The organism is Rhizobium sp. SRDI943, assembly GCF_057653695.1.
Map to the genome: position 1 here is coordinate 1324416 of NZ_CM172787.1, position 13199 is coordinate 1337614.

General features: G+C 60.2%; 13 protein-coding genes. 9 read left to right on the plus strand and 4 right to left on the minus strand.

The genetic code is table 11. The features are described from left to right. Nucleotides 1-279 precede the first annotated feature (279 nt). A complete protein-coding gene (locus tag AC245Y_RS06715) occupies nucleotides 280-603 on the minus strand; it encodes a hypothetical protein (RefSeq protein ID WP_026157315.1) in 324 nt (107 codons plus the stop codon). Nucleotides 604-723: 120 nt separating this feature from the next. On the opposite strand from AC245Y_RS06715, the gene AC245Y_RS06720 reads away from it, so the two are divergent. The 4 genes from AC245Y_RS06720 to AC245Y_RS06735 all read left to right on the plus strand — a co-directional run bounded on the left by AC245Y_RS06720 (nucleotide 724) and on the right by AC245Y_RS06735 (nucleotide 5278). Next, nucleotides 724-1152 carry a CoA-binding protein gene (locus AC245Y_RS06720; RefSeq protein WP_017993605.1) on the plus strand — a complete coding sequence of 143 codons (429 nt, stop codon included), beginning with the start codon at nucleotides 724-726 and terminating at the stop codon, nucleotides 1150-1152. Nucleotides 1153-1268: 116 nt separating this feature from the next. Then, complete coding sequence (locus AC245Y_RS06725) at nucleotides 1269-2552, plus strand: O-acetylhomoserine aminocarboxypropyltransferase (RefSeq protein ID WP_017993606.1); 1284 nt, start codon at nucleotides 1269-1271, stop codon at nucleotides 2550-2552. A 23-nt stretch (nucleotides 2553-2575) separates the two neighbouring features. Next, on the plus strand, nucleotides 2576-2920 hold the full coding sequence (locus tag AC245Y_RS06730) for a cupin domain-containing protein (protein ID WP_026157316.1): 345 nt from the start codon (nucleotides 2576-2578) through the stop codon (nucleotides 2918-2920). Between the two features lie 228 nt (nucleotides 2921-3148). Next, nucleotides 3149-5278: a bifunctional diguanylate cyclase/phosphodiesterase gene (locus AC245Y_RS06735; protein WP_017993608.1), complete on the plus strand. Its 2130-nt coding sequence runs from the start codon at nucleotides 3149-3151 to the stop codon at nucleotides 5276-5278. Nucleotides 5279-5398: 120 nt separating this feature from the next. Here AC245Y_RS06735 and AC245Y_RS06740 read toward each other — a convergent pair whose 3' ends face one another. Further along, the gene (locus tag AC245Y_RS06740; RefSeq protein WP_157628320.1) at nucleotides 5399-5620 is read right to left on the minus strand and encodes a hypothetical protein; all 222 of its coding nucleotides are present in this window, start codon (nucleotides 5618-5620) and stop codon (nucleotides 5399-5401) included. 16 nt (nucleotides 5621-5636) lie between these two features. Between AC245Y_RS06740 and pstS the strand changes: the two genes are divergently transcribed. The 4 genes from pstS (at nucleotide 5637) to pstB (ending at nucleotide 9387) form a co-directional block, all read left to right on the plus strand. After that, nucleotides 5637-6659 (plus strand): phosphate ABC transporter substrate-binding protein PstS, encoded by a 1023-nt coding sequence (pstS, locus tag AC245Y_RS06745; protein ID WP_026157317.1) that lies wholly within the window; start codon nucleotides 5637-5639, stop codon nucleotides 6657-6659. 87 nt (nucleotides 6660-6746) lie between these two features. Beyond that, nucleotides 6747-7724 carry a phosphate ABC transporter permease subunit PstC gene (gene pstC / locus AC245Y_RS06750; protein WP_017993610.1) on the plus strand — a complete coding sequence of 326 codons (978 nt, stop codon included), beginning with the start codon at nucleotides 6747-6749 and terminating at the stop codon, nucleotides 7722-7724. A gap of 2 nt (nucleotides 7725-7726) precedes the next feature. Next, nucleotides 7727-8584, plus strand: coding sequence for a phosphate ABC transporter permease PstA (pstA, locus tag AC245Y_RS06755; protein WP_017993611.1), 858 nt, complete (start codon nucleotides 7727-7729; stop codon nucleotides 8582-8584). Next, nucleotides 8581-9387, plus strand: coding sequence for a phosphate ABC transporter ATP-binding protein PstB (gene pstB / locus AC245Y_RS06760; protein WP_017993612.1), 807 nt, complete (start codon nucleotides 8581-8583; stop codon nucleotides 9385-9387). Before pstA ends, pstB begins: the two co-directional genes overlap by 4 nt. 25 nt (nucleotides 9388-9412) lie before the next feature. On the opposite strand, the gene AC245Y_RS06765 is transcribed toward pstB, so the two are convergent. Both AC245Y_RS06765 and AC245Y_RS06770 read right to left on the minus strand, forming a co-directional pair. Further along, a complete protein-coding gene (locus AC245Y_RS06765; protein ID WP_017993613.1) occupies nucleotides 9413-10657 on the minus strand; it encodes a cytochrome P450 in 1245 nt (414 codons plus the stop codon). Nucleotides 10658-10718: 61 nt separating this feature from the next. After that, entirely contained in the window at nucleotides 10719-12134 is a 1416-nt protein-coding gene (locus tag AC245Y_RS06770; protein ID WP_017993614.1) for a GGDEF domain-containing protein, read from the minus strand. Nucleotides 12135-12424: 290 nt separating this feature from the next. Between AC245Y_RS06770 and clpP the strand changes: the two genes are divergently transcribed. After that, on the plus strand, nucleotides 12425-13054 hold the full coding sequence (gene clpP, locus AC245Y_RS06775) for an ATP-dependent Clp endopeptidase proteolytic subunit ClpP (protein ID WP_012756949.1): 630 nt from the start codon (nucleotides 12425-12427) through the stop codon (nucleotides 13052-13054). Nucleotides 13055-13199 lie beyond the last annotated feature (145 nt).

Genomic DNA, 13199 nt, shown 5'->3' on the forward strand with positions numbered 1-13199 from the left:
TCAATCCATGCGATCCTTTCAACTATGAGCTGTTTCTAATGGATGCGGGAACAAAGAGCGATGGTATCGCGAACAAAAAGAGAAAATCTCTAGAGGAATGCGAGAACCGTTTATTCTATGGTACTGAAATATAGATATTATTCTATAACTTTGATATACGGGAAAATTAAAGCTCCTGATTGTGCAATCGTTACGAAATCGCACCGCGGGATTGATCACAAACCTTTCGCAACCGCGAAAGGCGCGCAGTTCCTGCGTCCGCCATGACGGCGAAAAACATCAGAGCTGATGATTGGGAACGAAGAGCATCCCGTCAAGGTTGTCGATGTTCTGGCAGTTCAGCACTTGGCAGCGAGGAGTGTCTTTCGAAGGGATATGCGTCCATTCCGCATAATCGGTCGCGTCGCAATAATTGCTGTTGCGGACATAGCGATCGTAGAGCGGCAAGCCACGGGGAGACTGGTAGCGGAAGATGACCGCGCCCTGATTGTGGATGGCGGCACGCACGCTGGCACAGCTCATGGTGAGCGGATTGTAGCGCGAGATCGCCGACGCCGGCGATGCGGCGAGCACGAGCATGAGGGCAAGAGCGATTTTTTTCATCGAATCATCCTCAGGAAGTATCCAATTCATATATACGGGAAAGACAGCAGCCGGTTTCATGGAAACCCAAAAAAACATGCCGGCCGTGCCGAAGGGCTCTCGGGAGTTGGAGAAGCGGACATGAATCACGACGCCTACACGGATGATTACCTCGCCGGAATCCTGCATTCGATAAAGACCATAGCGCTGACCGGCGCCTCGCCCAATCCGGCCCGGCCGAGCAACGGCGTCATGGGCTATCTGCTGTCGCGCGGCTACGAGGTCATTCCCGTCAATCCGGGGCAGGCGGGCAAACAGATCCAGGGCCGCACCGTTTATGCCCGGCTCGCCGACATTCCCGTGCCGATCGACATGGTCGACGTATTCCGCGCCTCCGAATATCTGGATGGGGTCGTCGAGGAGGCACTGGCGCTGAGCCCGCTGCCGAAGATCATCTGGTCCCAGCTTGGTGTCCGCGACGATGCGGCTGCGGCAAAGGCGGAGGCTGCCGGCATCCAGGTGGTGATGAACCGCTGCCCGGCGATCGAGTATCCCCGTCTTATTGCCTGAGTTGCGGTCCGCGGAGACGGATTTTCCACGGAACGCCCATGGGTTGAAACGGATCGCGATTAACTTTCGTTCGCGAGAGGCTATGATCCTCCCGTCAGCAGTAACGGGAGGACGACATGGCCAAGAATGATCCGGGATTCAACACGTTGGCGATCCACGCCGGCGCGCAGCCCGACCCGGCGACCGGCGCGCGGGTAACGCCGATCTACCAGACGACCGCTTTCGTCTTCAATGATTCCGATCATGCCGCCGCCCTCTTCGGTCTGCAGGCTTTCGGCAACATCTACACCCGCATCATGAACCCGACGCAGGCGGTACTCGAGGAGCGTGTCGCAGCGCTCGAGGGCGGCACGGCAGCCCTTGCCGTCGCCTCCGGCCATGCGGCGCAGGTGATCGTCTTCCACAATATCATGCGTCCTGGCGAGAATTTCATCGCTGCCCGCCAGCTCTACGGCGGCTCGATCAACCAGTTCGGCCACGCCTTCGAGAATTTCGGCTGGCAGGTGCGCTGGGCCGATGCCGCCGATCCGGCAAGCTTCGAAAGCCAGATCGACGACAAGACGCGCGGCATCTTTATCGAAAGCCTGGCCAATCCCGGCGGTACCTTCGTCGATATCGCCGCCATCGCCGACGTCGCGCATCGCCATGGCCTGCCGCTGATCGTCGACAACACGATGGCGACACCCTATTTCATCCGTCCGATCGAACACGGCGCCGACATCGTCGTGCATTCGCTGACGAAGTTTCTGGGCGGCCACGGCAATTCCATGGGCGGCCTCATCGTCGACGGCGGCACGTTCGACTGGTCGAAATCCGGCAATTACCCGATGCTGTCGAGCCCTCGGCCGGAATATAACGGCATGGTCCTGCACGCCACTTTCGGCAATTTCGCCTTTGCGATCGCTGCCCGCGTGCTCGGTCTGCGCGATCTCGGGCCGGCGATCTCGCCCTTCAATGCCTTCCTGATCCTGACCGGCATCGAGACGCTGCCGCTTCGGATGCAGCGCCACAGCGACAATGCGATCGCCGTTGCGAAGTGGCTGAAGGCGCACAGCAAGATCGCCTGGGTGAACTATGCCGGGCTCGACGATGATCCGAACCACGCCCTGCAGCAGCGCTACTCGCCGAAGGGCGCCGGCTCCGTCTTCACCTTCGGCGTCAAGGGCGGTTATGAGGCGGGCAAGACGCTGGTCGAGGGGCTGGAGCTCTTCTCCCATCTCGCCAATATCGGCGATACCCGTTCGCTCGTCATCCATCCGGCCTCGACGACGCACCGGCAGTTGACCGACGAGCAGAGGATCGCTGCCGGCGCGGGGCCTGACGTGGTTCGCCTTTCCGTCGGCATCGAGGACGTCAAGGACATCATCGCCGATCTCGAACAGGCGCTCTCGAAGATCTGAGATCAACGAAGTCTATGGTGACCATGACAAACTTTCTCACCTTCAGCATCGACGGCGTCGAACCCGAGTTCGGCGCCCCTGAAGCCGATCGGATTATCTCCGGCGATCCGCATTTCCGTACCTGGAATCTGGAGGAGGCAGAAGGCGGCCTCTATTCCGGTATTTGGGAGGCGACACCGGGCAAGTGGCGGATCGTCTACGAGGAGTGGGAATATTTCAGCCTGCTGTCCGGCCACTCGATCGTGACGGAGGACAGCGGTGAGCCGGTTCATCTGAAGGCGGGCGACCGGATGATCCTCAGACCCGGCTTCAAGGGAACGTGGGAAGTCGTTGAAACGACTCGCAAGGACTATGTGATCAAGGTTTGAGCGGGCCAGCAGACCGACGCTGACGATGGCGGACGGTCCCGATTTGCGGTGATGACGGCCCGTTTCTGCGAATGGCGGCGCCTCTTTCCCGGATAGCACGCTTTTAACCAAACCCATTAATCGGGCCTACATCGGCAAATGCTAAACCTTATCTGCAGCGCATTGCGGACATGATGTCTCCTGCCGTCCCACAGACATGGCCTTGCAATTAATCTTTGCGGAATTTGCATGTCGTCGAATCTTGCAGCCAGGCACGTTCGGACTCAAACGTCTTCCATCATTGCGACAACCGTCTGTTTCCTTGTCGTCGCCCTCGTATTGACTGGCCTGATGGCGCATGTCGTTGTCACCATGACCCGCTCAGTGAACGAGATCGACGATGCCAGGGCCAGTCGCGCCGCCCGCGCGGCGGTCGCAGCCTTTGTGGCTCGCCTGAGCGGGACAACGACGGACAATGCCATATGGGACGATGCTTATAGTGCGGTCTCATCTCCGGCCGCTGCGGATTGGGCCTATGAGAATTGGGGAAAAACCAGCGAGGATTATGCGCTTTATGACGGCGCGATCGTGACCGGCCCTGACCGGTCTTCGATCGTCTCGGCCTATGCCAAAGGCAAGCCCTTCCAGCCGAGCACGTTTTTCGGGGAAGCTTTTTATCAGCAGATCAATGCTGCTGCCGCTCCGGCGAAGGCGCCGGTGGTCAATTTCATCAAGACCGAAAGCGGTATAGCGCTGATCGCCTCGCAGGCGATCCAGCCGTTCGAGACCGCCGCCGAGGTTCCGAAGTTCAGCGTGCTGAGTTTCTATAAGGAGTTTACGTCGGAGGTTCTCGACACTCTCTCCAACGAACATGAACTCGAGGGGCTGAGCCTCGAGACGACCCCCAAGCCGGGATCCCTGAACACGCCGATCACCGACATGAAGGGAGCCGTCATCGGCTATCTCGTTTGGCCGAGCAAAGCCCCCGGAAGCGCCGTGTTTCATCAGGTCTATCCCTATGTTGCAGCTTCTACCGTCATCCTTTCACTATTCTTGATCGGCGTTCTGTTGGTTGGCGCATCCGAGGCGCGGCGCCTGCGCCAACTGGCGCAAACAGCTCGCTTCGAAGCGAGCCATGACAGCTTGAGTGGCTTGTTGAACAGACAGGGGCTTCTCCGCCTGCTGGAGGATCTGGAGAGCCGGGATCCTTCATCGCCGCGGCTTTACTTGGTTGACCTCGACGGCTTCAAGGCGGTCAACGATGCTTGGGGACATGCGGTTGGGGATGATTTGATCCGGATCGTCTCGAACGCGCTGATGACCAGTCATCCCGAAGTCCTGGCCGCGGCCCGGCTGGGAGGCGATGAATTCGCGCTGGTGCACGTTGGATCCACTGCAGGCGAAGAGATCGAAGAGGCGATTCTGGCGCTGTTTGCCGAGCCCTTCAAAATTGACGGGCGAACGATCGAAGTTGGCGCAAGCATCGGAGCTGCGGCGCGCGATGGAGACATATCGCCTTTGGAGCTTCTTCGCAGAGCCGACATGGCCCTCTATCGTGCCAAGGCAAATGGCAAAGGTCAGGCGATTGAATACGACCCCGAACTGGACCGGGAACGCATACGGGTCGCCGAGCTGGAAGGTCTCTTGAAAAACGCCATCGTCAGCGGCGCAATCGAAGCCGTTTTCCAGCCTCTCGTCTCTGCTTCGACCGGTGCTGTCACCGGTCTTGAAGCACTGGCGCGCTGGAAAACTGCAACGGGAAACATCAGCCCGGAAATATTCATCCCTCTTGCTGAAAGATGCGGCCTCATCGATGCCCTTGGCGTCCATATGCTGAGAACGTCGATCGGGCATGCCAAGAGCTGGCCCGGTCTGACTTTGTCGGTGAATGTTTCGCCGATCCAGCTCTGCAATCCGGAATTTGCTGCCCAAGTGATCACGATCCTGCAGGAGTTGGATTTCAATCCAAACCGCCTGACACTGGAAATCACTGAGGGCGTTCTGATGACAAATCCGGATCAGGCCCGTCGGTCGATAGACCAGCTCAAGCGCGTCGGCATAAAGTTTGCTCTTGATGATTTTGGCTGCGGCTACGCCAGCATCGGTGCATTGCGGCAGTTTGGGTTTGATCGCATGAAGATCGACCGCTCGCTGGTGTCCGCTCTCGATGAAACCGCAAATGGCGCCGATATTCTTCGGGCAACCATCTCCCTGGCGACTGCTCTGCGGATTCCCGTGACCGCGGAAGGTATTGAGAATAGCCGTCAGGCGGCGATCTTGCGAGACGCCGGCTGCGACCAGCTTCAAGGCTATATGCTCGGAAAACCCATGTCGGCATGCGACATATCCAGCAGGCTGCGAGAAGAGTCGGCCGCGTGATCTCGTAAAGGCCATCGCACGAATTCGGTATCGGGCACGAGCGGCCGCCCCGCACTTTGAAATCCTGAAAACGACATTTCCAGGCATCGCTGCGGCAATCCACCACAGCCATGCGTCAATCTATCCCGATGTTTTTGCTAAGGCTTTGTTAAATCCGCGATTCAATGAAAAGGCCGTAACTGCAGCATTCGCGGCACGGCCCCACGGTTGGTTGCGACCGTCAAATTCCGTCATCAAACTGTAATAAAACGCGCCTAGCCCGCCTGCTGTGACGGGAATTTCAGCGCCCCAGACAATGGACACCCCCTCCATGGCGCTGGTCCCGTTGTTTTTCAAATCCATTAGGGAAGCGCTTCATATGCTCAGCAATAAACTTCTTTCGGCCTGCCTCGGCGCCGGCCTGGTTGCCGCTCTGGCGGTTTCGGCGTCCGCCGCCGACATCACCGGCGCCGGCTCCACCTTCGTCTATCCCGTCCTGTCCAAATGGTCTGCGGACTACAACAAGCAGACCGGCGACAAGCTGAACTACCAGTCGATCGGTTCGGGCGGTGGCATCGCCCAGGTCAAGGCTGCAACGGTTGACTTCGGCGCGTCCGACGCTCCGATGAAGCCGGAAGACCTGACGACTGGCGGCTTCGGTCAGTTCCCGCTCGTCGTCGGCGGCATCGTGCCCGTCATCAACGTCAAGGGCATCAAGGCGGGCGAACTGAAGCTCACGGGCAAGGTTCTCGCCGACATCTACCTCGGCAATGTCACCAAGTGGAACGACAAGGCCATTGCCGATCTGAATCCCGGCCTGAAACTGCCCGACAGCCAGATCGCCGTCGTCCACCGTTCGGACGGTTCGGGCACCTCCTTCAACTGGACCAACTACTTCTCCAAGGTCAACGAAGACTGGAAGAGCAAGGTCGGCGAAGGGACCGCCGTCAACTGGCCGGTCGGTATCGGCGGCAAGGGCAATGAAGGCGTTGCCGCTTACGTCACCCGCGTCAAGGATTCGATCGGCTACGTCGAATACGCCTACGCCCTGCAGAACAAACTGCCCTACGTTCTGATCCAGAACGCCGCAGGCCAGTATCCGAAGCCGAATGCGGAAAGCTTCTCGGCTGCTGCCGCCAGCGCCGAATGGACCAAGGCTCAGGACTTCTACCTGATCATGACCAATGCTCCGGGCGAAAAAGCCTGGCCGGTGACCGCCACGACCTGGGCGATCATGTACAAGGAGCCGAAGGATGCGGCGCGCTCCAAGGCTGCCTTCGCCTTCTTCAAGTGGGCGCTCGAAAACGGCCAGAAGGAAGCCTCTGCCCTCGATTACGTTCCGCTTCCGGAAACTCTCGTGAAGCAGATCGAGGATTACTGGACGGCCTCGTTCAAGGGCTGATCCTGACGAAACTGCGGTCGGGGCGGGAAGCGAGGCTTTCCGCCCCGAATGTCTTTGACACCCCTCAAAGCATCAGAGCGTACGGATATGAGCGAAGCAATGGCATCGCTGCCCGCCACAACCGCGGGCGCGAAGCGCCGCGACGGCGCCGCAGGCGATCGTATTTTTTATTGGATAGTTTTCGGCTGCGGCCTGTTTGTTCTTGTCGCACTGTTCACAGCGGCGTTCTCCATGGTCTGGGACGGGTTTCTCGCGTTCCAAACCTTCGGCTTTGGCTTCCTGACCGGCATGGAATGGGATCCGGTTGCCCAGCGGTTCTCGGGCCTGGTACCGATTTACGGCACGCTGGTCACCTCGGCGCTCGCCATGATCATCGGCGTTCCCGTGAGCCTCGGTATCGCCGTTTTCATTACCGAAGTTGCGCCGCGCTCCATTCGCGGCCCGATCGGCGGTGCCATCGAGCTTCTCGCCGGTATCCCCAGCATCATTTACGGCATGTGGGGTCTCTTCACTTTTGCTCCCTTCATGTCGGACTACGTCCAGCCGGTGCTGATCGACTGGCTAGGCCCGATCCCGGTAATCGGCGCATTGTTCACTGGCGCCCCGCTCGGCATCGGCATGCTGACGTCGGGCATCGTGCTGGCAATCATGATCATCCCCTTCGTCTCCTCGGTCATGCGCGACGTCTTCCTGGTCGTCCCAGCGCAGTTGAAGGAATCGGCCTATGCGCTTGGTTCGACCAAGTGGGAAGTGGTGCGCGACATCGTGATCCCGCACACCCGCACCGCGGTCGTCGGCGGCATCTTCCTTGGTCTCGGCCGCGCGCTCGGAGAGACCATGGCGGTCACCTTCGTACTCGGCAACACCCATAACATCGCGGTGTCGCTGATGGAGCCCGGCACGTCGATCGCTGCGACGCTCGCTAACGAATTTGCCGAAGCTTCGGATGACCTCTACAGGTCGTCGCTCTCGGCGCTCGGTCTCATCCTCTTCGTGGTCACCTTCATCGTTCTGGCGGCCGCCAAGCTCATGCTGGTGCGCATGGCAAGACAGAGGGGAGAGTAATCATGACCACTCATTCGGGTTCCCTATACCGTCGTCGCCAGATCGGCAGCATGATCGCACTGTCGCTCTGCGGCATCGCCACCGTGGTCGGCCTGGTCTTTCTGGTTTGGATCCTCTGGACGACGCTGATACACGGCTTGTCCGCGCTCAGCCCCAGTCTCGTCACGGAAATGACGCCGCCGCCCGGCGAAGATGGCGGCGGTCTCGCCAACGCCTTCATGGGCAGCCTGATGATGGTCGCTCTCGCTGTTATCATCGGTACGCCGATCGGCATGCTGGCCGGCACCTTCCCGTCGGAGTTCAGCCGCGGCAAGAAGATTGGCGAGGCAATCCGCTTCGTCAACGATATCCTGCTTTCGGCGCCGTCGATCATCATCGGCTTGTTTGTCTATGAACTGGTCGTCCGCCCGACGTCACGCTTCTCCGGCTTTGCCGGCGGCATCGCCCTCGCCTTCATCTTCCTGCCGGTCGTGGTGCGCACGACCGACGAGATGCTGCGGCTGGTTCCTGATGTCATGCGTGAGGCAGCACTTTCGCTCGGCATCCCGCGCTGGAAGGTAACGGTCAACGTACTCTACCGCGCCGCCTCCACAGGCATCTTGACCAGTATTCTCCTTGCGATCGCCCGCATTTCGGGCGAAACCGCGCCGCTCCTTTTTACGGCTCTGAACAACCAGTATTGGAGCTTGGACATGTCGCAGCCGATGGCGAATATTCCCGTCGTCATCTTCCAGTTCGCTATGAGCCCCTATGAGCAATGGCAGAATCTTGCCTGGGCAGGTGCCTTCATCATGACGGCGATCGTGCTTCTCCTCAGCGTGGGCTCCCGCGCCATCCTCAACCGCAGGAATGCGAAATGATGCTTGAGAACAAAGCCTTCGAACCTCGTCCCGCCCACCTGGCCACAAGAGTCGACAAGATGGCGCTGACCGGCGTCAACTTCTATTACGGCGAAACCCACGCGATCCGCGACGTCACCCTGAGCTTTCCCGAGCGTCAGGTCTCTGCTCTCATCGGCCCGTCCGGCTGCGGCAAGTCCACGCTGCTGCGCATCCTGAACCGCATCTACATGCTCTACCCGAAGATGCGCGCCACCGGCTCCGTCACGCTCGACGGCCAAAACATCCTCGACCCCCGCTATTCGATGAACGAACTGCGCGCCCGCGTCGGCATGGTCTTCCAGAAGCCGGTGCCGTTCCCGATGTCGATCTACGACAATATCGCCTACGGTATCCGCCACCACGAGCGCATCTCCAAGGCCGAGATGGACGTCCGCGTCGAGCAGGTGCTGCGCTCGGCAGCGCTCTGGGAAGAGGTCAAGGACAAATTGAAGGGCAGTGGCCTCGGCCTTTCCGGCGGTCAGCAACAGCGCCTTTGCATCGCGCGTGCCGTGGCGCTTCGCCCCGAGGTGCTTCTCCTCGACGAGCCGACCTCCGCCCTCGACCCGATCTCGACCGCCAAGGTGGAAGAGCTGGTCGCCCAGCTGAAGACGAAGTTCACCATCGTCATCGTCACCCACAACATGCAGCAGGCAAGCCGCATCTCCGACAACACCGCCTTCATGTATCTGGGCGAGCTGATGGAATACGGCCCGACCGCCGAGATTTTCCAGTCGCCGAAGGTCAAGCGCACGGAAGATTACATCACCGGCCGTTACGGCTGATCTGCGACCCCGGGGGAGGAATGGATCACCATTGCAGATCCAGCCGGTCCAGCCCGTGGAAATGGTAGACATCCTTGACCACAGGTGTCTTTGCCAGCCTCAGACCGGCCAGCCGTTCGAACAGGATCGGCAGCACGACGTTGAGCTCCAGCCGTGCCAACGGCGCGCCGATGCAGAAATGAATGCCGGCGCCGAAGGAGAGGTTTGCCGCCTCGTTGCGGTCGGGCTTGAAGGTGAGGGGATCGGTGAATTTCGCCGGGTCGAGGTTGGCGGCGGCGAGGATGAGGCTCACCTTGTCGCCGCGCTTGAAGGAGACGCCGTCGATTTCGGCAGGCTCCAGGGCCCAGCGCTGGAAGATATGAACAGGCGCGCAGATGCGCAGGGTTTCCTCGACGGTGCGCTCGGTCGTCGCCTCGTCCCGGAAGAGTTCCGCCGGATCGCCGCCGCTCTCGAGGATGGTACGGACGGAGTTGCCGATCTGGTGCACGGTCGCCTCATGCCCGGCATTGAGCAGCACGATCGTCGTCGACACGAGCTCCTCCTCGGTCAGATACTGGCCCTTGTGCTCGGTGTGGATCATGTGGGTCAGCAGGTCGTCGCGCGGTTCGGCGCGGCGTTCGGCGATCACCGTCTTCACGTAGTCGGAAAATTCCTTCGATGCCCGTTCGGCCTCTTCCTCCTGCCCGCGCGTACGGCCGAACATGTACATGCGGACATAGGCGTGCGACCAGGTAAGCAATTGCGGTCCCATCTCCTCGGGGATGCCGATCATCCGGGCGATCATCGTCACCGGGATGATGTCGGCAAAGGCCGAGAGCAGCTCGACCTCACGCTTCTCCGCGAAGCCGTCGATCAACCGGTTGGCGAGTTCGGCAAGCTCCGGCTTCATCTTCTCGACATGGCGGGAAACGAAGGCGCGGTTGACGAGCGTGCGCAGCCGCGTGTGCTCCGGCGGTTCGAGTTCGAGCAGGGAATAACGTTCCGAAAGATCAAAACTGGCAAGATGCGGCATCGGCTCGGCAAGCCCGAGCTCCTCGCGGCTGGCGATATGCAGGATCTGCCGGCCGAAGCGCCGGTCGCGCAGCAGTCCGTTCACATGGTCGTAACCGGTGAAGAACCACTGTTTTTGCTCGCTCCAGTAGAAGGTCGGGCAGTGGGCGTGAAGTGCGGCATAGACGGCGTTCGGGTCGCCGTAGAAAGCCGGGTTGCGGCTATCAAGCGAGACATGACGGTTGGCGCGGTCGATCGAGAGAAAGGATGGGATCATCATGCCCCGAGCCTTATCGGATTTGCCGGACCTCGGAAAGATGTGAGGCGCGAGGGATCCCGAACTACCCGGCCCGTGACAGCGTGCCCATGCGTCGTAGCGCCTCGACCTGGTCGTCGACCGTCGGCACAAGTTCGCCGGCAGTGCTGCTCGGCGTGGCCGGTGCAGGGGTTGCGGCCTCCGCTTCGCCGAAGGTGACCGTGCAGTTGCGACCGGCGGCCTTCGCCGCATAGAGCGCCCGGTCGGCGGCCGAGATCAGCTTGTCGATATTGGCTTCGATCGAGGAGGCGAGCGCGATGCCGATGCTGACCGTGACCGGAACGATCGCTTCGCCGGTGCTGACGGGAAGACGGCAGAATTCGGTGCGGATCGCTTCGGCGATCGCCTCGGCTTCCGTCTGGTCCGCGACTGCGGCGAAGGCGGCGAATTCCTCACCGCCCATGCGGCCGAAGATGTTGTTTGGAATATACTGGCGGGCCATGCGCGCAAAGGCGGTCAGCACGGCATCGCCGGACTGGTGGCCGAAACGGTCGTTGACGCGCTTGAAATGGTCGAGATCGAAGAGAATCACCGCGACCTGGCGCTGCTCGTTATGAGCTCTTTCCTGGATGCCGTCGAAATAGCCGAGCAGGCCGCGGCGGTTGAGCACGCCGGTCAGCGAATCGGTCAGGGTGAGGGCACGCAGGTGCCGTTCGGAACGCTCCATGATCAGCCGGCAGGTGAACGCGAAGGCGATGGTCAGCAGGAAGGCGCTGGCCATGGCGGAGGCGCCGCCGAGATTGGTCGCCTCGATATCGCTCGGCAGCGTCAGCGCCATCGTCACTGCCGAGCCGAAGCACAGGCAGCCCTGGATGACGAACACGCCCATCAGCTTGATGCGGGTACGCTCACGGCGCATGTCGCCGGCGGCGACCGCCATCGCGAGTGCCGTTGCACCCGTCGCCGAAGCAAGGTTGTAGAGCACCACCCGGTTTGAATAATCGCTGTTGACCCAGGGCAGGAAGACCCCGGCGAGCCAGATTGCCGGCGGCAGCAGTGCCCACCATTCGATCCGCTTGCGGTCGAGCGCCAGAAAACCCGCCGCCCAGGCGCTCTGGCCGAGCAGGGCGATGGCATTGCCCGCTTCTATGGAAAGCACGCTGGGGATTTCGCCGCGCAGCGCGACCATCGCAAAGCCGATGCCAGTCAGGAGGAAGCCCAGGCCCCAATAGAGATAGGCCTCGTTCCTGACGTTGTGGCGCCAGGCGACGAACAGCACCAAAGCGAGCGTCATGGCCTCGGAACACCAGATGGCGAGACCTGTAGCGATATTGAACACGGCAGCAACCCCTTGTCTGTCAGTTCGCATCCTTGCCGAGGAAGCTCGCCAGTTCCTTAATGCTGCTGCGCTGCGGCATTGTTTTAGGCCGATATCTGCCGGTAGGCTTTCCGTTGGGTAAACGTGTATGAGCACAGTCGAATAGAGTAAGCCTTCCTTCATCCTGTCATGGAGAAAAGCCGGGGGAGACCGCGCTAGGGTCTCGCCGTTAACAGGCGTTTGAGGGAAAGAGGCTACCAGGAGCCGAAGTTCAATGCATATCGCCCGGAAGTGTGCCGCGGTTCCGGGATAACGACAGCATGAAAAGAAGGAGCTTAGCCGCCTTGCCCCGCCTTCTTAACGTTATCCTCATGCGTGTCTTGAAGAGGAGGGCCGGGACACTCTATGTAGGGGTAAGATATTTTTTCTTTGATTCCCGGCGTCGGCCGGCGAGACGTTGACAAAGGACGCACATGAGAAACCCAGTCGATACCGCAATGGCCCTCGTTCCGATGGTCGTGGAACAGACCAACCGCGGTGAACGCTCCTACGACATCTATTCCCGCCTGTTGAAGGAACGCATCATCTTCCTGACGGGTACCGTCGAGGACCATATGGCGACGCTCGTCTGCGCCCAGCTGCTTTTCCTCGAGGCCGAAAACCCGAAGAAGGAGATCGCCCTCTACATCAATTCGCCCGGTGGCGTCGTCACCGCCGGTATGGCGATCTACGATACGATGCAGTTCATCAAGCCCGCGGTTTCGACGCTCTGCATCGGCCAGGCCGCGTCCATGGGCTCGCTGCTGCTGGCGGCCGGCCACAAGGACATGCGCTTCGCCACGCCGAACTCCCGCATCATGGTGCATCAGCCATCGGGCGGCTTCCAGGGCCAGGCGTCAGACATCGAGCGTCATGCCCGCGACATCCTCAAGATGAAGCGCCGCCTGAACGAGGTCTACGTCAAGCACACCGGCCGCACCTACGAGGAAGTTGAAAAGACGCTCGATCGTGACCATTTCATGGATGCGGACGAAGCCCAGAGCTGGGGCGTGATCGACAAGGTTCTGACGTCGCGCCTCGAAATGGAAGGCGAACAGGCCTAGTAATTAATAGGGATGGTGTTTTCCTCGCCACAGTTCTATCCCATTTGTGATTGAACAAGGGCTTTCATACGGCGACGAAGACGCTAATAGTAGCTATTAATGCTATGTTGAATTTTTATGACATAGCATTCGGCATTCGAAGGGG

Bases quoted from the DNA above. Each gene is read 5' to 3' on its own strand.
- AC245Y_RS06715 (WP_026157315.1), bottom strand. From the start codon at position 603: ATGAAAAAAATCGCTCTTGCCCTCATGCTCGTGCTCGCCGCATCGCCG.
- AC245Y_RS06720 (WP_017993605.1), top strand. From the start codon at position 724: ATGAATCACGACGCCTACACGGATGATTACCTCGCCGGAATCCTGCAT.
- AC245Y_RS06725 (WP_017993606.1), top strand. From the start codon at position 1,269: ATGGCCAAGAATGATCCGGGATTCAACACGTTGGCGATCCACGCCGGC.
- AC245Y_RS06730 (WP_026157316.1), top strand. From the start codon at position 2,576: ATGACAAACTTTCTCACCTTCAGCATCGACGGCGTCGAACCCGAGTTC.
- AC245Y_RS06735 (WP_017993608.1), top strand. From the start codon at position 3,149: ATGTCGTCGAATCTTGCAGCCAGGCACGTTCGGACTCAAACGTCTTCC.
- AC245Y_RS06740 (WP_157628320.1), bottom strand. From the start codon at position 5,620: ATGGATTTGAAAAACAACGGGACCAGCGCCATGGAGGGGGTGTCCATT.
- pstS (WP_026157317.1), top strand. From the start codon at position 5,637: ATGCTCAGCAATAAACTTCTTTCGGCCTGCCTCGGCGCCGGCCTGGTT.
- pstC (WP_017993610.1), top strand. From the start codon at position 6,747: ATGAGCGAAGCAATGGCATCGCTGCCCGCCACAACCGCGGGCGCGAAG.
- pstA (WP_017993611.1), top strand. From the start codon at position 7,727: ATGACCACTCATTCGGGTTCCCTATACCGTCGTCGCCAGATCGGCAGC.
- pstB (WP_017993612.1), top strand. From the start codon at position 8,581: ATGATGCTTGAGAACAAAGCCTTCGAACCTCGTCCCGCCCACCTGGCC.
- AC245Y_RS06765 (WP_017993613.1), bottom strand. From the start codon at position 10,657: ATGATGATCCCATCCTTTCTCTCGATCGACCGCGCCAACCGTCATGTC.
- AC245Y_RS06770 (WP_017993614.1), bottom strand. From the start codon at position 12,134: ATGAAGGAAGGCTTACTCTATTCGACTGTGCTCATACACGTTTACCCA.
- clpP (WP_012756949.1), top strand. From the start codon at position 12,425: ATGAGAAACCCAGTCGATACCGCAATGGCCCTCGTTCCGATGGTCGTG.